Source organism: Consotaella aegiceratis (assembly GCF_036541425.1).
GTDB classification, from domain to species: domain Bacteria; phylum Pseudomonadota; class Alphaproteobacteria; order Rhizobiales; family Rhizobiaceae; genus Consotaella; species Consotaella aegiceratis.
The window spans coordinates 17,998-38,007 of record NZ_JAZHFT010000042.1 but is presented as its reverse complement, the minus strand read 5'-3'; the positions used below and the strand labels follow the sequence as shown (position 1 = coordinate 38,007).

Sequence of the window (20,010 nt, the reverse complement as noted above, 5' to 3'; positions counted from 1 at the left end):
CGCTCGAAGCGCTGCCCAGCCTGTTCCTGATCGTGTTGATCATTGGCGGCATCGTGATGGGCATCTTCACCGCCATCGAGGCCTCGGCGATCGCCGTGGTCTACACCATGCTGCTCGCCTTCGTGGTCCACCGTACGGTACCGTTCAGGCAGTTTCCCCAGTTTCTGATGGAAACGGCGGAAATGACCGGTGCGATCATGCTGCTTCTCGCCGGCTCGGCAGCACTCTCCTTCGCCATGGCCTTCACCGGCATTCCGGCGGCGGTCACCAGTGTCATTCTGGGCATCTCTGACAACCCCTATGTGGTGCTGCTGATCATCAACCTGGTGCTTCTGGTGGTCGGCTGCTTCATGGACATCGGCCCGGCGATCCTGATCTTCACTCCGATCCTCCTGCCGATCGCGCAAAGCGTCGGCATGGACCCAATCCACTTCGGCGTCGTGCTGATCTTCAACCTGGCGATCGGCACGATCACGCCGCCGGTGGGCACTGGGCTGTTCGTGGGCGCCAGCGTCGGCAAGGTGAAGGTGGAACGGGCAATCGTGGCCCTGGCGCCGTTCTATGCCGTCATCTTCGTGATCCTGCTCGTCGTCACCTACGTCCCGGAGCTGACGATGTTCCTGCCGCGCTATTTCGGCATGGCGAACTGATAGCGAAAACAGACTAGACCAATAGCGCCACTATACATGACGACATAGCGGTGCGGCGGCGCCTCCATAGGAAAAATAGAATGACAAATCTTCTCAAGGACAAGATCGCGGTCGTTACCGGCGCAGCTTCCGGCATCGGTCTGGCCAGCGCCGAGGCGATGATCGGCGAAGGCGCTCGGGTAGTGTTCGTCGATCGCGACGAGAAAAGGCTTCAGGAACTGGCCGGCCAGCACGGTGCCGCGGCGGTTCCGCTCTCTCTCGATCTTCTAGATCCCGCGGCTTGCGCGGCATTGCCGGAACGGGCATTGAAGCTTGTCGACCGGATCGACATCTTGCATGCCAACGCGGGTACCTATATCGGCGGCGATCTGTTGGATACGGATTTGACAGCCATCGATCGGATGCTGAATCTCAACATCAACGTCGTCATGAAGAACGTACGCTCGATTCTTCCGCATATGATCGAACGCGGTAGGGGCGACATCGTCGTGACCTCTTCCGTCGCCGGCCACTATCCGGTTCCCTGGGAGCCGGTCTACGCATCGTCGAAATGGGCGATGAGGTCTTTCGTGCAAATCATGCGTCGTCAACTCATCAAGCACGGCATCCGCGTGGGCTCGGTATCGCCCGGACCGGTGGTAAGCGCCCTGTTGGCCGATTGGCCGGAAGAAAACCTTCGCAAGGCGAAAGAAAATGGCAGCCTCATCGACCCCAAAGAAGTGTCCGATGCCGTCATCTATATGCTGGCACGGCCGCGCAACGTCACGATCAGAGACATCGTCATATTGCCAAGCAACTTTGACATTTAGGTCGTTGTTCCGCTGATGGAGGAACAGCCTGTGAATTCGGCTTGCTGTCTGACCGAAGAATGCCGACAACCAAGGGTTGGCCCGCGAAAGCGGGCACTGGCCGGATATTGGGAATGCGATCGAACGGCGGAACCGGGATGCTCCGATCGCCAAAGCTGGAGTTCGTCAAAAAACCGGTTTCTCAGAAGGTCTTCTAATAGTAAATTCGGGATATTTACTCTTCATAAATGAAGTCAAAGATGGAAATATCTAACAAGACCGATAACGTTGCGGCGGTGATGAAGGTCTTTGCTGTTCTGGAGGCGTTGGCTGAAGGCGATTCATTGAATCTCAATGACCTTGCGCAGAGGGCTTTAACCTCGACGAGCACGGCTCATCGATTCCTTCAAACGATGAAACGGCTTGGCTACATCCATCAGAATGGCGACGACAAATATACCCTGACGCTGAAGTTCTTCGGTTTGGCGGCGAGCGTCGCAAAAAACCACGCCGACCTTGTGGCTGTCGCCGATCCTGCCATGAACCAGCTATCTGAGACCACTCGCGAGGCAGTCAATCTCGGGATTCTCGATGAGACTGGCCACAGCGTCGTATATATCCATAAGTATGATGCGCATTTCAGTCTCGGCGCGCAGACGTTCGTTGGTCGACGCAACCCGCTCTATAGCACTGCGCTTGGAAAAGTGCTGCTGGCGTGGCTGGACGGGAATTGTGCGAAGAAGTATCTAGAGGCAGTGGAGTTTATTCGGTTCACACCGAACACGCTGGCCAATGTCGATGCGGTCATGTCTGAATTGGAAACGGTTCGTCGACAGGGTTATGCGGAGGATAACGAAGAAGGCGAGATCGGCGTGCATTGTTTGGCTGCGCCTATTTTCAATCATCTTGGGAAAGTTGTCGCTGCGATAAGCGTTTCATTTCCAGTTTCTAGATATATCGAAAATAATAAAAGCCGATATATAAAAGAAATGCAAATATCTGCGGCAAATATTTCTGGGAACATTGGGTTCCATAGATATAATATTATAAATTAATAATGCCTCGTGAACCGGCACGGACTCGACCACTTCGAAGGTCAGGCCGGCAGCCTCGCTCGTCCGTTTGAGCCCGGCGATGCGCTCGACCGGCCAGACCTCGCCCGCCGGCACATCATAGATGGCCGTCACGATGCCCGGGATCTGCCGGATCGAGCCAAGGCTCACCGGATCGTCGGCCCCATACCGACGGACGTCATCTTCACCGGTGTGCCCCTCCAATGAGATCTCGGCCACGGTGGGCCGCATAGCAGCTGGACTTGAATGTCAGGGGGGCGCGTTGCTGTGCCGGCTTGGGGGGCGATCGGATCCGCTACGTCGCGACATCGCTGATGGCGACATCGCTTTCCATCCGCCAGTCGCGGCCCAGACGGCGGGGCTCTCCCGTCAATTCGACACTGGCTCTCAGCCGCACGTCGCCGCTCGAGGCGCCAACCATGAGCGTGAAGAGGCCGGGCTCGACCATCCGAGTGCCATCGGCCCCGGTAAAATTCAACATGTCCGTGGGGACGCTGAAGACGACGCGGCGTGCTGTTCCGGGTCGGAGTTGCACGCGCGCGAACGCCTTCAGCTCTTTGACGGGACGAACGATGGATGCGAGGTCGTCGCGAACATAAAGCTGAGGAACGGCCACGCCTGTTCGCGAACCGACGTTGCGGATGACGAACGAAAGCCGAACGTCGCCCGATTGCACAGGCACTTGGTTCTCGACCAACGCCAAGTCAGAGAACTCGAACCGCGTATAGGCGAGTCCGTGGCCGAAAGGATACCGGCTGCCGAAATGGCGGGCGATCGGCGAGCCGGGACTTTTGAATTTGTGATTATAGTAATAAGGCAGCGCACCGGCGCTTTGCGGGAAGGACAAGGGCAGGCGCCCGGACGGCTCGACGGCCCCGCTCAAAACGGCGGCCAATCCATTGCCTCCCTCCTGACCGCCGAGAAACGCGACCACCTGGGCCGCCAGCTTCTCCTCGAGACCACCGAGATTGTAGGGACGGCCGCTCGTCAAAACGACGACGACGGGCGTTCCTGTTGCGACGATTGCCTCCAACAGCTCTTGCTGGACGCCAGGAAGGGCCAGGGAGTCGACGTCCGAACCCTCGCCCACGGTGCCGGTCCGGAAAACGCCGGACAGGTCGCCCACGCAGACGATGGCAACGTCGGCCGCTTTGGCGGTCGCAACGGCGTGCGGAATCATGTCGAGACGCGTGGAAAGCGTAGAGGGCTGATCGAGGCCGGCGCTGTCATCGACATCGCCTGGGAACAGAGGAATGCCCGCGCTGCGTCGGTCCAGGATGTTGCAGCCGCGCGAATGGATCACCTGCTCGTCACCCAGTGCAGCCTTCAAACCGTCAAGCAACGTCACGACGCTCGATGCGGCCTCGGCGACCTCGTTGAAAATGAGGTGGACCGGAAAGCTGTAGCCCCCGAGAAGCGCCATCGGATCGTCGGCGGTCGGGCCGATGACGGCAACCTTGCTCCCTCCCGCAAGAGGCAATATTCCGTTGTTGTCCAGAATGACGATGGACTGTTCGGCCGCCGTTCTGGCGAGCTCAATCGTTTGCGGCGCTTGAAGCACGATCGCGCCATCGTCGGCATAGGGCTTTTCGAACAGGCCGAGACGGACCTTCTCTGTCAAGATCCGGTGCACAATCTCGTCGATCGTGTCGAGCGTGATTGAACCCGCAGCGAGCGCCGCGGGCAAGTCGCGCACGCACTCGTCGTTGGGCAGTTCGATATCGAGACCCGCGTTGTACGCGAGCACTGCCGCCTGAGCCCGGTCTGCCGCCACGCGGTGGTGCTGGTGAAGTTGACCGACACCGCCATAGTCGGCGACGATGATGCCGTCAAAGCCCCACGCCTCACGCAGCACCTCGGTCAGGAGGCGGCTGGACGAATGGCACGGCTCCCCGTCGATGTCGTGATAGGCTGGCATGACTGAGCCGGCGTCGGCCAATCGGACTGCCATCTCGAAAGGAAGCAGAAAGGTGTCGTTGAGCTCTCGCCAGCCCATGTGAACGGGCGCGTGGTTGCGTCCACCTTCGCTTGCCGAGTGACCGGCAAAGTGCTTCAGCGTGGCCAGAACCGCTCGATCATGTCCTTGGAGCCCGCGGACGTATCGAGCGCCCATCACGCCGACGAGGTAGGGATCTTCGCCGAAGCTTTCTTCCGTGCGTCCCCAGCGAGGGTCTCTGATCACGTCGAGGACCGGCGCCAGCGCCTGGCGGCAGCCGACGGCGCGTGCCTCGTCTCCGATCTCGGCCCCGATCGCCTCGATCAGGTCCGGATTCCAGGTCGAGCCATAGGCGATCGCCGATGGAAACAGCGTCGCTCCCTTGATCATTAGTCCGGACAGGCACTCCTCGTGGGAGATCGCCGGGATCCCTAGGCGAGTCTCTTCGACGAAGAACTTCTGCAAGCTATTGAGCGCCCGAACACCCTGCGATGCCTCGACGTTCAGCGTTCCGATCGAACGGCTCACATGGCCCATTCCGGTGCTGAGCAACTGCTTCAGCATGTCAGCGTCAGCGGGTTTTGACGCCTCGAACTTGCGAACCGTGTGGCGACCATTCTCGTCGAGGATCAGCCAGATGGAGCGCATCTGCCCGAGCTTCTCATCGAGCGTCATTCGCCCGAGCAAATCGTGAACACGGGCTTCGACGGACAGGCTTGGATCTTTGTAGGGGAGGGTCATGATGGCGCATTTCATTGGTAAGGCCGCCGCAAAGCGAACGCCCTAACGCTCGACTCCGAAAGTCGGGGGCGGCGAGCGCCTTCTTCTCGACTCTGGTGCTTGGCACGGCGGATCGAACGAAAGGAAGTTCATCCGAGGCGATCCCCGCCGGCCATTTGTTTCATTATGAAAATAATTGGAGCCAAGCCGGAAATCAAGGACCGTCAGCTCATGCAGTGGCGGGCTGCAGCGCCGTCGCATCGAGGACCATCTTGACCGCACCCAACGTAACAGCACGAAGACCAAGCTGGCTCAGAACGATTTGGGGCACGATATAAACATCTCCGCCCAACCGATGGCGAAGCACATCAGCGACGAAGGAGCCGCCCCGAGTAATCGAGCCGGACAACACGACGGTCGTCGGATTGAGGATGGCCGTTACGCTCGTTGCGGCCATGGTCGCATAGTCAAGAAGCTGGCGTACGAGCTCGAGGCGCTCGTTCGAGGAAAAAACCCCATCGAAAGCTTCGACCGTGATCTTTCCCTCTTGATAGTCACGACTGACCTCTTCGAGCGCGACAAACGCATTTTCCGGAATGCCCTGATCGAAGCGTAGCGACTGTCGGTCGCCGAGCAGTGGCAATCTATGGCCGCCGAGGCGGGGATCATCGAGAAACCACTTCAACTCCCCCGCCGCATCGGAACCGCCGCGATAGACTTCCCCTCCCACCATGATGCCCGCGCTCGCGCCTGGCCCGACCGACAGCCGCACCAGGTTGTCGACATGCCGACCCGCCCCGAACGTCCATTCGCCAACGACAGCCAGATGCCGATCGCTGTCAACGAAAACGGGTTCGTTGAATTCGGCCTGCAACAGATCGCGCAGCGGCAGCGATTTCCAGCCGAGCCGAGCGGTGAGAACGACCAGGCCCTCCGGTTGGCGAACCATGGACTGGACGCCGACGCCAATGCCGCAAAGAGAACAGCCGGCAGGAAGAGGCTCGGCGTGCAGGGATCCGATCAGCGAAACGAGCGCCGCGAGGTTCTTTTCGCTGTCACGCGAGGTGTCACACCGAAGTTCGCAAAGAACTCCGCCGTTCAAATCGGAAAGAACGCCATAGAACCCTGAAATGTGCGCGTGAACCGCTATGATCGCATAAGCGTCGCCGCGAAACCGCACGCGGGTCGCAGGCCGGCCGATCGACGACGATTCACGTCCGACATTTTCGACCAGTCTTTCGGCCATAAGATCGGACAGTATCCGCACGACTGTAGGGAGGCTGATCTCAAGTTTGCTCGAAATTTCTGATGGTGTCGTCTCTTCCGATCGCCGGATAAACTCGATAATCTTGAACCTGTTATAACGGCGCGAAATGCTCGTTTTCGATGATCCATTTCTCTTGCTCATTCGCCCCGCTCGCTTTCGTCGACAATAAACACGACTGATATCGGTTGCCGTACCAGACCGTCAGGCTCCGATCCAAGCCAGCCAAGCGATTCAGATACCAAATCTGCTCGACATCAATCTTCCCGCGCCGAAACGTCGCATCTGTACGGAAGTGGTCAGGAGGGTCGACCACTGCACGGTGACGCGGGTTGGGCCGCCCGGCACCGTTTTTCTGCCTGTTGGCGTTCGTTGACCGCGGCTGCCTACCGGTGAGCCTGTCCTTCAATGCATGCAGTCAAAGCGTCGGTTTCGACATGCCGCGGTTGCGGTGCTCACGCCCGCACGACGATGCCCCCGCCAAATCTGTTGACTCCCTCCGATCGGCTAGTTATTTTCATCATGAAAGAAAGGCCGGAATGGAGGACTAGGTATGGCCGACAGCAAAAATCACCCCAATCGCCGAGACGTATTGAGTACGATTGCCATAGCCGGCGCGGCTACAGCGTTAGGCGGGTTGGCCGCACCAGCGTTTGCGCAAGCCCGCAGTCTCGTCATCATCAGCAATGAATCGACCCAGGAGGGAAAGGACGCCTTCCAAAAGATCGTCGACGATTTTGCTGCCGATACCGGCGTCGACGTCAATCTGAGCTTCATGGACCATGAAGGTCACAAGACCGCCATCCGCAACTACCTCGTGACGGCGGCGCCAGACATCTGCTTCTGGTATTCGGGCGAGCGCATGCGCGCCTTTGTCCAACGCGGACTTTTCGACGACATCAGCGATCTGGTCGAGAAGGAAGACTATGCCAAGCCGCTCGGCGGTGCACTCAGTGCCGTCACCGTGAACGGCAAACAATATGGTCTGCCCTTGGGCGGTCGGTTGTACGGCAACTACTACCTCGCCGACGTCATCAAGGACAACGGCTTGACGATGCCCAAGACGTGGGACGAACTCATAACCTATGGCGAGGCGGCCAAGACCGCCGGTCTCGTCCCGATCACGATCGGCACGAAAGAGATCTGGCCGGTTGCCGGATTCTTCGACTCGCTCGATCTGCGCATCAATGGCCTGGATCGACATATGGCGCTGTGCGCGGGCGAGGTCAGCTATCTCGACCCGTCGGTTGCAGCGGTCTTCGACCATTGGCAGGAGCTGATCGAAAGGAAGTTCTTCCTGCCGGACAGCACGTCCTACACGTTCTCGGAAGCGGCGGCGTTGCTGGGTCGGCATAAGGCCGGGTTCATGAACATCGGCTCCTATGTCGAGAAGGAAATTCCCGAGGACCAGCAATCCAATCTTCATCTGGCGCCGTTCCCGAAGATCGCCGATGTCCCTCGTTTCGAGGACTTCACGGTGGATTCGATCCACATCCCGGCAAATGCCAAGCACAAGGATGTCGGCCGCGAGTTTCTCGCCTATTTCTACCAGCCGCAGAACCTGGGCCTGTACAACGAGGCAAAGGCCTACGTGCCGGCGCGCACCGACCTGCCACCGAGCAAGGATCCGCTGATCAACGAGCAGGTCGAAAGCCTCAAGAGTGTGGCGGGGACGGCGCAGTTCTTCGATCGCGATACCAATCCCGATATGGCGCAGGAAGCCATGAAGGGTTTCCAGGAGTTCATGGTTTTCCCCGATCGCCGCGAACAGATCCTGGCTCGACTGGAGAAGACACGGATGCGTGTCTACAAATAGATCGTCTCTGTTGCCTGTCTCCCCGACTGGGTCGGCTGTCAGGGCCGGCCCAGATCGCAACATTGGCTTCTCTTCATGAATATAACCGATACAGCTAGAGATCATCGCTCCGATGCGCCGGTTTCGCCTGGCGTCCAGGGACGCTCAAGCCACTTCTGGCGACGGCATCGTCATTGGATTTCTCCTGCGATTCTTCTTTTGCCAGCTGCCGCCATCTTCGGTGTCGTCATCCTCGGATCTGCCCTGCGGAGCTTCTGGATCAGCCTCCACAGCTGGGACGGAATGGGCCCAATGGCCTGGGTGGGGCTGGATAACTACCGCGAACTCATCGACGATCCGCAGTTTTACGTCTCGCTCAAAAACAACGTCATCTGGCTGATCGGCTCGATGTTGTCGGTTCCGATCGGCCTGGCCATCGCCCTGCTCATCAACCAGCAGATCCGCGGCATGAAAATCGTGAAGTCGCTCTTCTTCATGCCGATGGTTCTCGCATCCGTCGCCGTCGGGGTAGTCTTCAGCTGGGTTTACACGCCGCAGTTCGGGTTGTTGGCGCTCGCCGGATCCGCCTTTGGGTTCGATGCTCCCGCGGTGCTTTCGGATCCCGAACTCGTCACCTATGCCATTGTCGGCGCGGCGCTGTGGATGCACGTCTCCATGAACATGGTGCTTTATCTTGCCGGCCTGTCGAGCCTCGACGAGGACCTCATCGGCGCTGGGCGCGTGGACGGAGCGCGGGGCTGGACCATGCTGCGTCACGTCATTTGGCCGCAACTGATGCAGATGACGTTCATCGCTGTCGCTCTGACCGCTATCGGCGCGCTGCGTTCGTTCGACCTGATCGCCGTCATGACGGGCGGCGGGCCCTTCGGATCGTCCTCCACGCTCGCCTACCAAATGTTCGAACAGTCGATCTTCTCGTACCGCTTCGGATACGGCGCGGCCATCGCCGTCGTGCTTGTGGCGATCATGGCGATCTTCATCGGCTGGTACCTCCGCAAGATCATCCAAACCGAGCGGAGGGTGTAGTGTTTCCTCGTCCGATTCCCGCCAACGCGAGGACCCATCGCCTGCTCTACATGGCCATGGTCATTATGATCCTGCTGGTTTGGCTGGCTCCTCTCTTCGCGATCCTCATGACGTCGGCGCGATCCACCGAGGATCTCGTCCTCGGCAACTTCTGGGGCTGGCCCACGAAGTTCTCGCTTTTCCAGAACTATGTCGACGTCATGACAAGAACTGACATGTCTCGGTTCTTTCTAAACAGCCTCATCATCACGCTACCGTCCGTTGCCGTGGTTCTCGTGTTATCCTTGCTTTCGGGATTTGTCCTTTCGAGGTTCAACTTCCCCGGCAATATGATCATATTTGCGCTCTTCATTGCGGGAAACTTCCTGCCGGCGCAGATCATGATGATCCCGGTTCGGGACCTGATGGTCAGACTTGGAATCTACAACACCTATCTGGCCCTCATCCTGTTTCATGTCGCCTTGCAGACGGGGTTCGCGACGCTGTTCATGCGAAATTTCGTTGCCGCTTTGCCAAATGAGCTGTTCCAGGCTGCCCGCGCCGAGGGCGCCTCGCCGTTCCAGATTTTGATCCATGTGGTCTTGCCGTTGGTTCGTCCCGGGCTGGCGGCTTTGGCAATCCTATTGTTCACGTTCATCTGGAACGACTACTTCTGGGCCCTGGTTTTGACCGTCGACAGCACCGTCAAGCCGGTGACCGCGGGTCTTGCAAGCCTCAAGGGCGAGTTCAGGGCCGAGTGGAATTTAATTGCCGCCGGTACGGTCATCGTGGCCCTGCCGCCCGTCGCGATGTTTCTCCTCATGCAACGGCACTTCATCCTGGGCCTGACCCAGGGGGCGGTGAAGGGATGAAGCTCGAAATTGCCGAGAAAAGCAAAATGTATAGTCTCGAACTCCAACACGTCCAGAAGAACTATCGAGCGTTCCAGGCTCTCAGCGACATCAATTTGACCGTCGACAAGGGCGAGTTCATCGTGATGGTCGGGCCGTCCGGCTGCGGAAAATCGACCCTCCTAAAATCCATAGCGGGATTGGAAGCTCTGAGCGGCGGAAAGATCCTGATCGACGGGCGGGACGTCACCGGCGAGGAGCCGAGCGAGCGCGGCATCGCGATGGTCTTCCAGTCCTATGCGCTCTATCCGCATATGAGCGTTGCCGAAAATATGGGTTTCGGCCTTCGGATGGCCAAGCGACCGAAGGCAGAGATCAACGCTGCCGTCACCAGGGCGGCCCACATTCTGCGGCTTACCGATCAACTGGACAAGTTGCCGAAGCAGCTTTCGGGTGGACAGCGCCAGCGGGTCGCGATTGGACGAGCGATAACCCGTTCTCCGAGCGTCTTTCTGTTCGATGAACCGCTGTCGAACCTCGACGCCGCCTTGCGCACGCAAATGCGAGTGGAACTGGCGCAGCTGCACGCGGAACTCGGCTCGACGATGATCTACGTCACCCACGATCAGGTCGAGGCCATGACCTTGGCCAGTCGTATCGTGGTGCTCAATGCCGGCCGTGTCGAGCAGGTCGGCACGCCAGGGGAACTCTATAGCCGGCCCTGCAACCGGTTCGTGGCGGGCTTTCTCGGCGCGCCGCGGATGAATTTCTTCGAATCCGACATCGAATGCAGCGACGAAGGCCGAGCAATCGTCCGATTGCCGGGGATGGAGCCGTTCGAACGACAGCTCAGCACTGCCTCCAGCGCATCCGGGAAGGCCACAATCGGCGTTCGGCCAGAGGCTTTTCATATCCAGGCCAACGTGAATGACGTTCGTGTTCCGGGCGTCGTCCGTCTCGTCGAAGAGCTTGGGCGGGAAACCATTCTTTACGTCGATGCCTCGCCGCTCAGAACCTTCGATTCCGATACGGGTACGCACAACATCGCTGTTCACTTGGGCGAATCGCGGCCTTTCACGCCGGGAACGAACGTCGAGCTCGGTTTCGATCCGGCTCACGTCCATGTCTTCGCAGGCCCCGGCGAACTTTCTCAGACCTGACGCGAGCAGGGCACCGAATTCTTCCGACCTGCACGATCGCAGGCCCTCGAAAGCCAATGATGAAAAAACTGCCTTCACACCCGCCGTCCGTTTGGCGGCCCGTCAATCTGTCTCGCTTTCTGCTCGGCGTGGCGCATTATCCAGAGCATGTCGATCGCTCCTGTTGGGAGCGCGATGCCGAGCGCATGGCGAAAGCAGGCGTGCGGGTGGTGCGCATGGGCGAGTTCGCGTGGCATATGTTCGAGCCGCGCGAGGGATGCCTGGATTTCTCGCTGTTCGACGACGCGATCGCTTCGCTCGCAGGATACGGAATCGATACCATCCTTTGCACGCCGACCGCGACGCCGCCGCGCTGGCTGACGGCGCGCTACCCGGAGGTTCTGCGGGTCGACGAGAATGGCCGCAGTGCCTCGCATGGGTCTCGCCAACATGGCGATACCGCCAGTCCGGTTTTGCGGGAGCATAGTCGCCGGATCACCGGTGCCATGGCCAAACACTACGCGCATAATCCGCACGTCATCGGCTGGCAGACCGACAACGAACTCAATACTTCCGCGTCGAGATCCTACTCCGAAGCGACGAGGCGGGATTTTCAGAGATATCTCGAGGACCGCTACAAAACGATCGATGCGCTCAACGCTGCGTGGGGCGGAAATTTCTGGGCGACGGCCTTCCAGGCCTTCGACCAGATCGTCCTTCCGGTGTCCGGGGCCCCGGTATCGCCCGGCCCGGGACACGTTCAGGACTACCATCGCTTCCTGGCCTTCGCGACCGCTCGCTTTCAAAGCGAACAGGTCGCGATTCTGCGCTCGACCAATCCGGACTGGTTCATCTTTCACAATCTGGGACGCCTGGACGACATCGATTTTCGCGGCGACTTTTCCAAAGATCTCGATTTCCTCGGCTATGACGTCTATCCATTCCTCTACGATGAAACGCAGCGTCTCGGAGGGGCCGCGGTCGCGCAGGCGCTGTCGCTCGATCTCTTCAGAGGATTTGCGGGCAATTTCATCGTCCCCGAACAGCAATCGGGGTTTGGCGCACAGCCGTCGTTTTCCACGCTGACGCCCGAGCCGGGCGAAATGCGGCGGATGGCATTCAGCTCGGTCGCGCGAGGTGCCGACGGCATCCTGTTCTTCCGCTGGCGACCCGCCCATTTCGGCGCCGAAATCTACTGGATGGGGATCCTCGATCACGATGACGTACCGCGTCGCCGCTACGACGAACTGGCACGGTTCACCTCCGATATCGCATCGATCGAAGATGAAGTGCTCGGCACCCACGTCCGCATGGATGTCGCGATTGCCGGCGGCGACTTCGACAATCAGGAGGCGCACAGCGCGTTTCCCATGGGACTTCCGAGCCCGCTGGACGACGCCAGCATTCTCTACCGCCACTGCTATGAAAAAGGCATCGCCTGCGGTTTCGTGCATCCCGAGGATGACTTGGCGCCGCTGAAAGTTCTGTACGTCCCGCATTGGGTCATATGGGACGAGGCTTGGTCCGAGAAAGTGGAAGCCTTCGTCAGGGCCGGTGGAACGGCGGTATTTGGCGCTCGAACGGGGACCCGAGACCACAACAACCATGTGATCCGCGAGACGGCGCCGGGATCGTCGCTGTCCCGGCTCTGCGGCATTACCGTCGAGGAGATCGGACGGCTCGCGCCCATCGATGCGGACGGGCTTTTCCCTCTGTCCCACCGCGGCAGCCTCAACGCTGTGCGTCCCAAATTTGCCGCCGAATCGGCCTCTCGACGTCCAACCTTGACGATCGACGGAAGCGAGATCGAGGCTGCTCATTTCTACGAGCGGCTGCGGCTGCAGGACGACGTCGAAACGCTGGCCTCGTGGTCGAGCCGCTTTCTGAGTGGCGAGCCGGCCGTCACATGTCGCAAGGTGGGGGCCGGCCAGGCGATCTACGTGGCCACCTATCTCACCGATGTACTCGTCGAGCCCTTGTGGCGATCGATCCTGTCGATGGCGGGCGCCAAGCCCCTTCTCGCGGACCTGCCACGCGGCGTCGAGATCGCAATGCGCCAATGCGATGATCGCCAACTGCTTTTTCTGACCAACACGCAGGCTGCGTCAGTCCTGGTCAACGGCGTGCCCGCCGCTGAGCCGCTCGTTCTCGATGGGCGGGCTCTCGACGGAACAGTGACGCTCGATCCCTATGGATGCGCGGTTCTGCGGCTTCGCGAACCGCTCGGAGCATGAGGTCCTTCGGGAGCCGGCGAGGTGACGGCCCGACGGAGAGACCAATCGTCAGCAATCGGTTTCAGCTGGAGTCCATCGGAAAGACATCACGATGCACCGAAAGCCCTCTCTGTCCTGGCTAGCTGACCCGAGGGTTTTCGCGGTCGGTCGACTGGACGCACATTCGGACCATGTGCCGTTTCCAACTGTCGAAGACGCCCGTTCGGGATGGCCAAGCCCGCTACGGCAAAGCCTCAACGGCCGATGGGCGTTCAGCTATTCGCAGCGACCGGCGGAGCGCCCCGTTGACTTCTTCGAGCCGTCCTATGACGCGTCACACTGGGACGAGATCGAGGTGCCGGGGTACATGCAGTTGCAAGGTTTCGGCCGCAACCAATACGTCAATGTTCAATATCCGTGGGACGGTCTTGAGGACCTCGACCCTCCGAGCGTTCCCGAAGCCAATGCTGTCGGCTCCTACCTGACCGAATTCGAGCTGGAGGAAGCGCTTCGAGGCAAGAGGGTGATCCTCACATTCGAAGGCGTCGAGACGGCGTTCTATGTCTGGCTGAACGGCCAGCTTGTCGGCTACAGCGAGGACAGTTTCACGCCGGCGCATTTCGACGTGACGGATGCCCTCGTTGACGGCAAGAACCTGCTGGCGGTCGAGGTCTATCAGCGCTCGTCGGCCAGCTGGATCGAGGATCAGGATTTCTGGCGCCTGACCGGCATCTTCCGCGACGTTTATCTGGAAGGGCAGCCGGCTGCCCATCTGCGCGATGTGTTTGCCACTACGGATCTCGCCGAAGATCTGAATGACGCGAGCTTGCGACTGCGGCTGAAGCTCGATCTCGCGCTCGACGGTGCGTGGCTCGCCGTCGAGCTTCGCGATCCCGAAGGCGGGACCGCGCTCCGCGTCCCGCCCGTGCCGGCAAAGGCGGAAATGGAGCTCGCCTATCCGATCGGTTCGCCACTGCTCTGGAGCGCTGAGGCGCCGCATCTCTACGAGCTGATGCTGATCCTCACCGACGCCGACGGCGCAGTGATTGAAGCGGTGCCGCAGAAGGTGGGCTTCCGGCGGTTCGAGATGAAGGACAAGGTGATGTGCTTGAACGGCAAGCGCATCGTCTTCAACGGCGTCAACCGGCACGAATTCAACGCCCGGCGCGGGCGGGCGGTCACCCTCCAGGACATGCTGTGGGATATCCGCTTCATGAAGCGGAACAACATCAATGCGGTGAGGACCAGCCACTATCCGAACCAAAGCGAATGGTACCGGCTCTGCGACGAATACGGCATCTATGTCATCGACGAGGCCAACGTCGAATCCCATGGCTCCTGGCGCAGGCCGGGGGCGCTCGTCCCCGAACGGGCGGTTCCCGACAACCGGCCGGAGTGGCGCGACGCGGTGATCGATCGCGCCCGTTCGATGCTGGAGCGTGACAAGAACCACCCCTCGATCCTGATCTGGTCCTGCGGCAACGAGAGCTTCGGCGGACAGATTCTCTTCGAAATGTCGGAATTCTTCCGTGCGCGCGATCCATCGCGCCTCGTCCACTACGAAGGCGTCTTCAACGATCGTCGGTTCGACGGCACCAGCGACATGGAAAGCCGGATGTACGCCAAGCCGCAGGAGGTGGAGGCTTATCTTCAGGCAAATCCGGAAAAGCCGCTCATCCTGTGCGAGTACATGCACGCCATGGGCAATTCCTGCGGCGGCATGCACCTCGTGACCGACCTAGTCGACAAGTACCCGTTGTACCAGGGCGGTTTCGTCTGGGACTATATCGACCAGGCTATCGCCGTGACCGGAGCCGACGGCTTGGATCGGCTCGCTTACGGCGGCGATTTCGACGATCGCCCGACGGACTACGAATTCTGCGGCAACGGCATCGTTACGGCATGGCGGACGCCGTCGCCAAAGGCGCAGGAGGTCAAGGCGCTCTACCAGACGGTCGCCCTGGCGCCCGACCCGAGCGGCGTGATGGTGCACAACAAGAACCTGTTCGTCTCGACCGACGCCTGGTTCCTGCGCTCGCGGCTTCTGAAAGACGGCGCCGAGATCTTTTCCACCGGCGCGGCGATTTCGGTCGCACCCGGCGAGGACGTGTGCGTGCCGCTGGATCTGCCCGATCTCGACACGCCGGGCGAATACGCGCTGCAGTGCTCGCTGCACCTCAAGGACGACACCCTTTGGGCCGAAGCCGGTCACGAGGTGGCGTACGGCGAGCATGTCTGGTCGCTGGCGGGCGAGGCTGCGGCACCTCGCAACCAGCCCCTGAAGGTGGTCCCGGGCCTCTTCAATCTCGGCGCGTCACGCTTGGGCCTTTCGGCGCTCTTTTCACGCAAACAGAGCGGCCTCGTATCCTTGACGATCGGTGGGCGGGAGCTTTGCCTCCGCCCGCCTCGGCTCACCTTCTGGCGGGCGGTGACCGACAATGATCGCGGCAATCATCATGGCCTCCGCCTGGCGCCATGGCACACCGCGTCGCTCTATCAGCAAGCCGTCGAAACGACGCTCGACGTGCAGGACGGCGAGCCGACAGCGTTCTATCGCTTTGCGCTGGGAGGCGTCGGTGTCACTCCAACGGTGGGCTATCGCATGGGCCGCGACGGTCGAATCCATGTGGAGGCGCATTGGCCAGGGGCCGACGGCTTGCCGGACATGCCTCTGTTCGGGCTGCAGTTCCTGCTCGATCCCAGCCTCGATCACTTCCGGTTCTACGGCCTGGGCCCAGAGGAGAACTATGCGGACCGCTGTCGCGGAGCGCGACTGGGCATCTGGGAGAGTGCGGTGGCGGACAATCTCAGCCCCTATCTGGTGCCGCAGGAATGCGGCAGTCGGACGGGTGTGCGCTGGGTGGAAGTCTTCGGGGCTGATGGGCAGGGGCTGAGATTCGCCAGTGAGGGCAAGCCCTTCGAGATGAGCGTCCTGCCCTGCGATCCGTTCGAGCTGCAATCCGCATCGCACGCAGAGCACCTGCCGCCGGCTCACAAGACAGTCGTGCGGATCCTCGCCAAGCAGATGGGCGTCGGCGGCGACGATTCCATGGGTGCGCCGGTGCACGACCAATTCCTGATCTCTCCGGCGGAGCCGCAGACCCTGCGTTTCACGCTGGAGCCTGCGGGACGCTGAGGTTTCGCGCCGGTTTGGAAGCCCCGGAACTGGCATTCCCAAAACAGCAAAAGAGGCCCGGGAAGGGCCCGGTAACATCGATGAGGAGGTTCTTTCATGCCAAAGTCTTACAAACCGACCCTATCGGCGTTCCTCGTATCCTTGGCCCTTGGACCGTGTTTTGCCGCACAGGCCCAGACGCCGCTCACCGAGGCGTTCACATCTCCGTCCCATCAAGCCCAGCCCAAGGTCTGGTGGCACTGGATGGACGGCAACGTCTCGCGCGAGGGGATCAGCAAAGACCTTGCCTGGCTTGGGAGTGTCGGGATTGGCGGGGTCACGGTCTTCGACGGCTCCTATGGTCTGCCCACCATCGTCGACAAGCCGGTCGTCTACATGTCGCCCGAATGGAAGACGGATTTCCAATTTGCTCTGGACAAGGCCTCCGAGCGCGGCATGGACGTCGCCATTCCGACCTCTCCAGGATGGTCGCAGACCGGCGGTCCCTGGGTGGAACCACAGGAGGCCATGAAGAAATTCGTCTGGAGCGAGACCAGGGTCGATGGCGGTCGGACCGTCGACATGGAGTTGCCCCGGCCCCCCGACGCGATCGGCAGCTTCCAGGATGTCGTCGAAGACTCGGCCAAGCGCTATGGTTCATTTTATCGAGACGAAACCGTCTTCGCCTATCCTGTATCGGAGACGGCGCAGTCGGAACGCGAACTCGTTCCGCAAATCAGTACAAACGCCACGGTTCAGGCCGGGTCGGGCAGCAATGGCGCAGGTCTGGACGTCGGGATGCTCACGGACGGCGACGTTGAAAACGGCGTCGTCCTGCGCCGCGCCGAAAAGGAGCCGACCTGGGTCGAGCTTCGGTTCCGCAAACCGATCACGGCAACCGGACTGACAATTGCTGCCGGTGGAGAGTTCGGTGGCTGGCGTGATCTCGATACCGGCCCGGTCGTGCGGATCGAAGCAAGCCTCGACGGCGAATCCTTCGCGCCTGTCGCCCGCTCATTCTACGGCGACGTCCAGCGGACCATCGCGTTTCCCGCAACCAATGGGCTCGTGTTTCGCATCTTTCTCGAGCCGCAGGTCAAGACCCAGTCCAAGCCGCTGCTCGGGGACGAGCTCGACATTTCGCTTCGCGAGCTGGTCCTGCGTACGCGTCCGACCGTCAACTTTTTCGAGCTGAAGGCGGGCTTCGGCCAAATCAACGATTTCTACGACATCCCGACGCCCGATACGGTCGGGCCTGCCATCGCCAGGCAGGACGTCGTCGATCTCACCGATCGCTTCGATCGCAAGACGGGCAGGCTCAACTGGACGGCGCCTGAAGGCCGATGGGTGATCGTGCGCTTCGGTTATGGCTTGACGGGGCGGCAAAACACCCCGGCGACGGAAGCTGCCACCGGGCTCGAAGTCGACAAACTCAACGCTGCGCATGTCGAAAAATACGTCAACACATACCTGGACAAATTCCGGGATGTGGCCGGCGAGAAGTCGGGCTTGCGTTACCTGCTGAGCGACAGTTACGAGGCCGGCTACCAGACCTGGACTGAAGGCCTGCTCAAGCGCTTCGAAGACTATCGCGGCTACGATCCACACCGGTATCTTCCCGCGTTGACAGGCGTGGTGGTCGACAGCCCCCAGGCGAGCGACCGGTTCCTGTGGGATTGGCGACGGACGCTCGAAGAACTGCTGCGCGACAATCACTACGGTACGATCGCGCGCGTCGCTCACCAACGGGGCCTGAAGACCTACATGGAAGGGCAGGAGGATCGCCGCGGATTTTTCGGCGACGACATGGAAATGCGCATGAACGCCGATGTGCCGATGGGCTCCGCACGGCCTTTCGCTCCGGGGGAAGACGGATGGGCGACCTATCAGATCGACGTGAAGGGCGCATCGTCGGTGGCTCATATCTACGACCGGCCGATCGCAGCGGTCGAGGCGTTCACCTTCGCCCAGAGAAGTTCCCTGCCGCGCGATCTCAAGCGGATAGCCGACATGTGCTTGTTGAACGGTATCAATCAATTCGTCATCCACACCTCGGTTCATCAGCCGGGCGACGAAGGCCCCGGTCTGTCGCTGGGCGGGATCGGTCACTTCTTCACCCGCAATGAGACGTGGGCGGGGATGGCGAAACCTTGGATCGACTACCTCGCTCGAGCCTCGTCCATGATGCAGCGGGGCCGCTACGTCGCCGATGTCGCCTATTTCTACGGCGAAGAAGCGCCTTTGACGGCGATCTGGGGGCGCTACCGGCAGATGACCGACGCTCCGGAAGGGGTAGGCTTCGACTTTGTCAACGCGCATGCCATCACGCACGCACTGTCGGTCGAGAACGGCCGATTGGTTTCCCTCTCGGGCACCAGCTACAAAGTCCTGCAACTCGGCGAGCGGTCGCAGTGGATGACGCTCGATGTGCTCAAGAAGCTTTCCGAATTCGTGAAGGCGGGCATCGTCCTTTCAGGCGACAAGCCGCTCGGCACACCGAGTCTCGGCGACGATGCCGACGCGTTTCAGCGCCTGGCAACGGAGCTGTGGGGCGACGGCCGGCCCGGCATCCGGGCCTATGGCGAGGGCTGGGTGATCAGCGGACGAACCATCAACGAAACTCTCGAGATTGCAGGCATCGCCCGGGATTGGATGTCGACGAAGGCGGTGCCGGACGCGGCTGTCGGTGCCACGCACCGCCGCACGGCCGATTCCGACATCTATTATCTGGTCAATCAGAGGAACTCGGAGACCAAGCTTGACATGAGCTTTCGCGCGGCGGGCAGTTCAGTCGCGTTCTGGGATCCCGTGACTGGCAAGCAGCGCGCCGCGAGCTATCGCGTCGAGGGCGGGCGTACGATCGTCCCGATCGACTTCGGCCCGATGGATTCCATCTTCGTCGTCATGCATGGCCAGGGCGAGGCGGCCTATCAGGCGCCGGTTCCCGAAATCCGGGTCGTCGCCCATATTTCGGATGCCTGGACCGTGGCTTTCCAGAAAGACCGCGGCGCCCCCGAGAGCATCGCGCTGCCTGCATTGGATTCGCTGACCGAACAGACGGCACCGGGAATACGCTACTATTCAGGCGTTTCCAGCTATTCGCAAAGCTTCACCGCGCCCCCGACCACGCCAGGCGACAGGACCCTGATCGACCTCGGGGAGGTACACGACATCGCCGAAGTCTTTGTGAACGGCGAAAGTGCCGGGATCGCTTGGCGGCCGCCCTATCGGATCGACGTAACGAACCTGCTCAAGGGTGGCCGCAACGATCTGCGCGTCGAAGTCGCCAATGGTTGGCGCAATCGAATCATCGGTGACTTGCGCGAAGACGACGGAACACCGGTGGCGTTCGATCCGCACACGCGGCTCTCGGCTGGCGATGACCTGGAACCATCAGGCCTGTTGGGTCCTGTGAGAATTTTGGAGACACACGAATAACG

General features: G+C 60.6%; 13 protein-coding genes. 10 read left to right on the top strand and 3 right to left on the bottom strand.

Features of this window, described 5'->3' with window-relative positions:
• The 3 genes from SMD10_RS20710 to kdgR all read left to right on the top strand — a co-directional run.
• A partial coding sequence (locus SMD10_RS20710) for a TRAP transporter large permease subunit (protein ID WP_331687639.1) occupies window positions 1-650 on the top strand: 650 nt, incomplete at its 5' end.
• A gap of 80 nt (window positions 651-730) precedes the next feature.
• Window positions 731-1,459 carry an SDR family oxidoreductase gene (locus tag SMD10_RS20705; protein WP_331687638.1) on the top strand — a complete coding sequence of 243 codons (729 nt, stop codon included), beginning with the start codon at window positions 731-733 and terminating at the stop codon, window positions 1,457-1,459.
• Between the two features lie 239 nt (window positions 1,460-1,698).
• The gene (gene kdgR, locus SMD10_RS20700) at window positions 1,699-2,493 is read left to right on the top strand and encodes a DNA-binding transcriptional regulator KdgR (protein WP_331687637.1); all 795 of its coding nucleotides are present in this window, start codon (window positions 1,699-1,701) and stop codon (window positions 2,491-2,493) included.
• Here the strand turns inward: kdgR and SMD10_RS20695 are convergent.
• The 3 genes from SMD10_RS20695 to SMD10_RS20685 all read right to left on the bottom strand — a co-directional run bounded on the left by SMD10_RS20695 (window position 2,374) and on the right by SMD10_RS20685 (window position 6,575).
• Window positions 2,374-2,742, bottom strand: coding sequence for a mannonate dehydratase (locus SMD10_RS20695; protein WP_331687636.1), 369 nt, complete (start codon window positions 2,740-2,742; stop codon window positions 2,374-2,376). The genes kdgR and SMD10_RS20695 overlap by 120 nt on opposite strands.
• A 64-nt stretch (window positions 2,743-2,806) precedes the next feature.
• Entirely contained in the window at window positions 2,807-5,122 is a 2,316-nt protein-coding gene (locus SMD10_RS20690) for a glycoside hydrolase family 3 N-terminal domain-containing protein (RefSeq protein ID WP_331687643.1), read from the bottom strand.
• 274 nt (window positions 5,123-5,396) lie between these two features.
• A complete protein-coding gene (locus SMD10_RS20685) occupies window positions 5,397-6,575 on the bottom strand; it encodes an ROK family transcriptional regulator (RefSeq protein WP_331687635.1) in 1,179 nt (392 codons plus the stop codon).
• Window positions 6,576-6,984: 409 nt separating this feature from the next.
• Between SMD10_RS20685 and SMD10_RS20680 the strand changes: the two genes are divergently transcribed.
• The 7 genes from SMD10_RS20680 (at window position 6,985) to SMD10_RS20650 (ending at window position 20,008) form a co-directional block, all read left to right on the top strand.
• Window positions 6,985-8,247, top strand: coding sequence for an ABC transporter substrate-binding protein (locus SMD10_RS20680; protein WP_331687634.1), 1,263 nt, complete (start codon window positions 6,985-6,987; stop codon window positions 8,245-8,247).
• A gap of 177 nt (window positions 8,248-8,424) precedes the next feature.
• The gene (locus SMD10_RS20675; RefSeq protein WP_331687642.1) at window positions 8,425-9,273 is read left to right on the top strand and encodes a carbohydrate ABC transporter permease; all 849 of its coding nucleotides are present in this window, start codon (window positions 8,425-8,427) and stop codon (window positions 9,271-9,273) included.
• On the top strand, window positions 9,273-10,124 hold the full coding sequence (locus tag SMD10_RS20670) for a carbohydrate ABC transporter permease (protein ID WP_331687633.1): 852 nt from the start codon (window positions 9,273-9,275) through the stop codon (window positions 10,122-10,124). Before SMD10_RS20675 ends, SMD10_RS20670 begins: the two co-directional genes overlap by 1 nt.
• Before the next feature lie 26 nt (window positions 10,125-10,150).
• On the top strand, window positions 10,151-11,263 hold the full coding sequence (locus SMD10_RS20665; protein ID WP_331687632.1) for an ABC transporter ATP-binding protein: 1,113 nt from the start codon (window positions 10,151-10,153) through the stop codon (window positions 11,261-11,263).
• Window positions 11,264-11,322: 59 nt separating this feature from the next.
• The gene (locus SMD10_RS20660; protein WP_331687641.1) at window positions 11,323-13,476 is read left to right on the top strand and encodes a beta-galactosidase; all 2,154 of its coding nucleotides are present in this window, start codon (window positions 11,323-11,325) and stop codon (window positions 13,474-13,476) included.
• A 91-nt stretch (window positions 13,477-13,567) separates the two neighbouring features.
• A complete protein-coding gene (gene lacZ, locus SMD10_RS20655) occupies window positions 13,568-16,591 on the top strand; it encodes a beta-galactosidase, LacZ type (RefSeq protein ID WP_490338295.1) in 3,024 nt (1,007 codons plus the stop codon).
• Between the two features lie 96 nt (window positions 16,592-16,687).
• Window positions 16,688-20,008: a glycosyl hydrolase gene (locus SMD10_RS20650; RefSeq protein ID WP_331687630.1), complete on the top strand. Its 3,321-nt coding sequence runs from the start codon at window positions 16,688-16,690 to the stop codon at window positions 20,006-20,008.
• Window positions 20,009-20,010 lie beyond the last annotated feature (2 nt).

Excerpts from the sequence above, each read along its gene's own strand:
- SMD10_RS20705 (WP_331687638.1), top strand. The coding sequence starts at position 731 with ATGACAAATCTTCTCAAGGACAAGATCGCGGTCGTTACCGGCGCAGCT.
- kdgR (WP_331687637.1), top strand. The coding sequence starts at position 1,699 with ATGGAAATATCTAACAAGACCGATAACGTTGCGGCGGTGATGAAGGTC.
- SMD10_RS20695 (WP_331687636.1), bottom strand. The coding sequence starts at position 2,742 with ATGCGGCCCACCGTGGCCGAGATCTCATTGGAGGGGCACACCGGTGAA.
- SMD10_RS20690 (WP_331687643.1), bottom strand. The coding sequence starts at position 5,122 with ATGACGCTCGATGAGAAGCTCGGGCAGATGCGCTCCATCTGGCTGATC.
- SMD10_RS20685 (WP_331687635.1), bottom strand. The coding sequence starts at position 6,575 with ATGAGCAAGAGAAATGGATCATCGAAAACGAGCATTTCGCGCCGTTAT.
- SMD10_RS20680 (WP_331687634.1), top strand. The coding sequence starts at position 6,985 with ATGGCCGACAGCAAAAATCACCCCAATCGCCGAGACGTATTGAGTACG.
- SMD10_RS20665 (WP_331687632.1), top strand. The coding sequence starts at position 10,151 with ATGTATAGTCTCGAACTCCAACACGTCCAGAAGAACTATCGAGCGTTC.
- SMD10_RS20660 (WP_331687641.1), top strand. The coding sequence starts at position 11,323 with ATGAAAAAACTGCCTTCACACCCGCCGTCCGTTTGGCGGCCCGTCAAT.
- lacZ (WP_490338295.1), top strand. The coding sequence starts at position 13,568 with ATGCACCGAAAGCCCTCTCTGTCCTGGCTAGCTGACCCGAGGGTTTTC.
- SMD10_RS20650 (WP_331687630.1), top strand. The coding sequence starts at position 16,688 with ATGCCAAAGTCTTACAAACCGACCCTATCGGCGTTCCTCGTATCCTTG.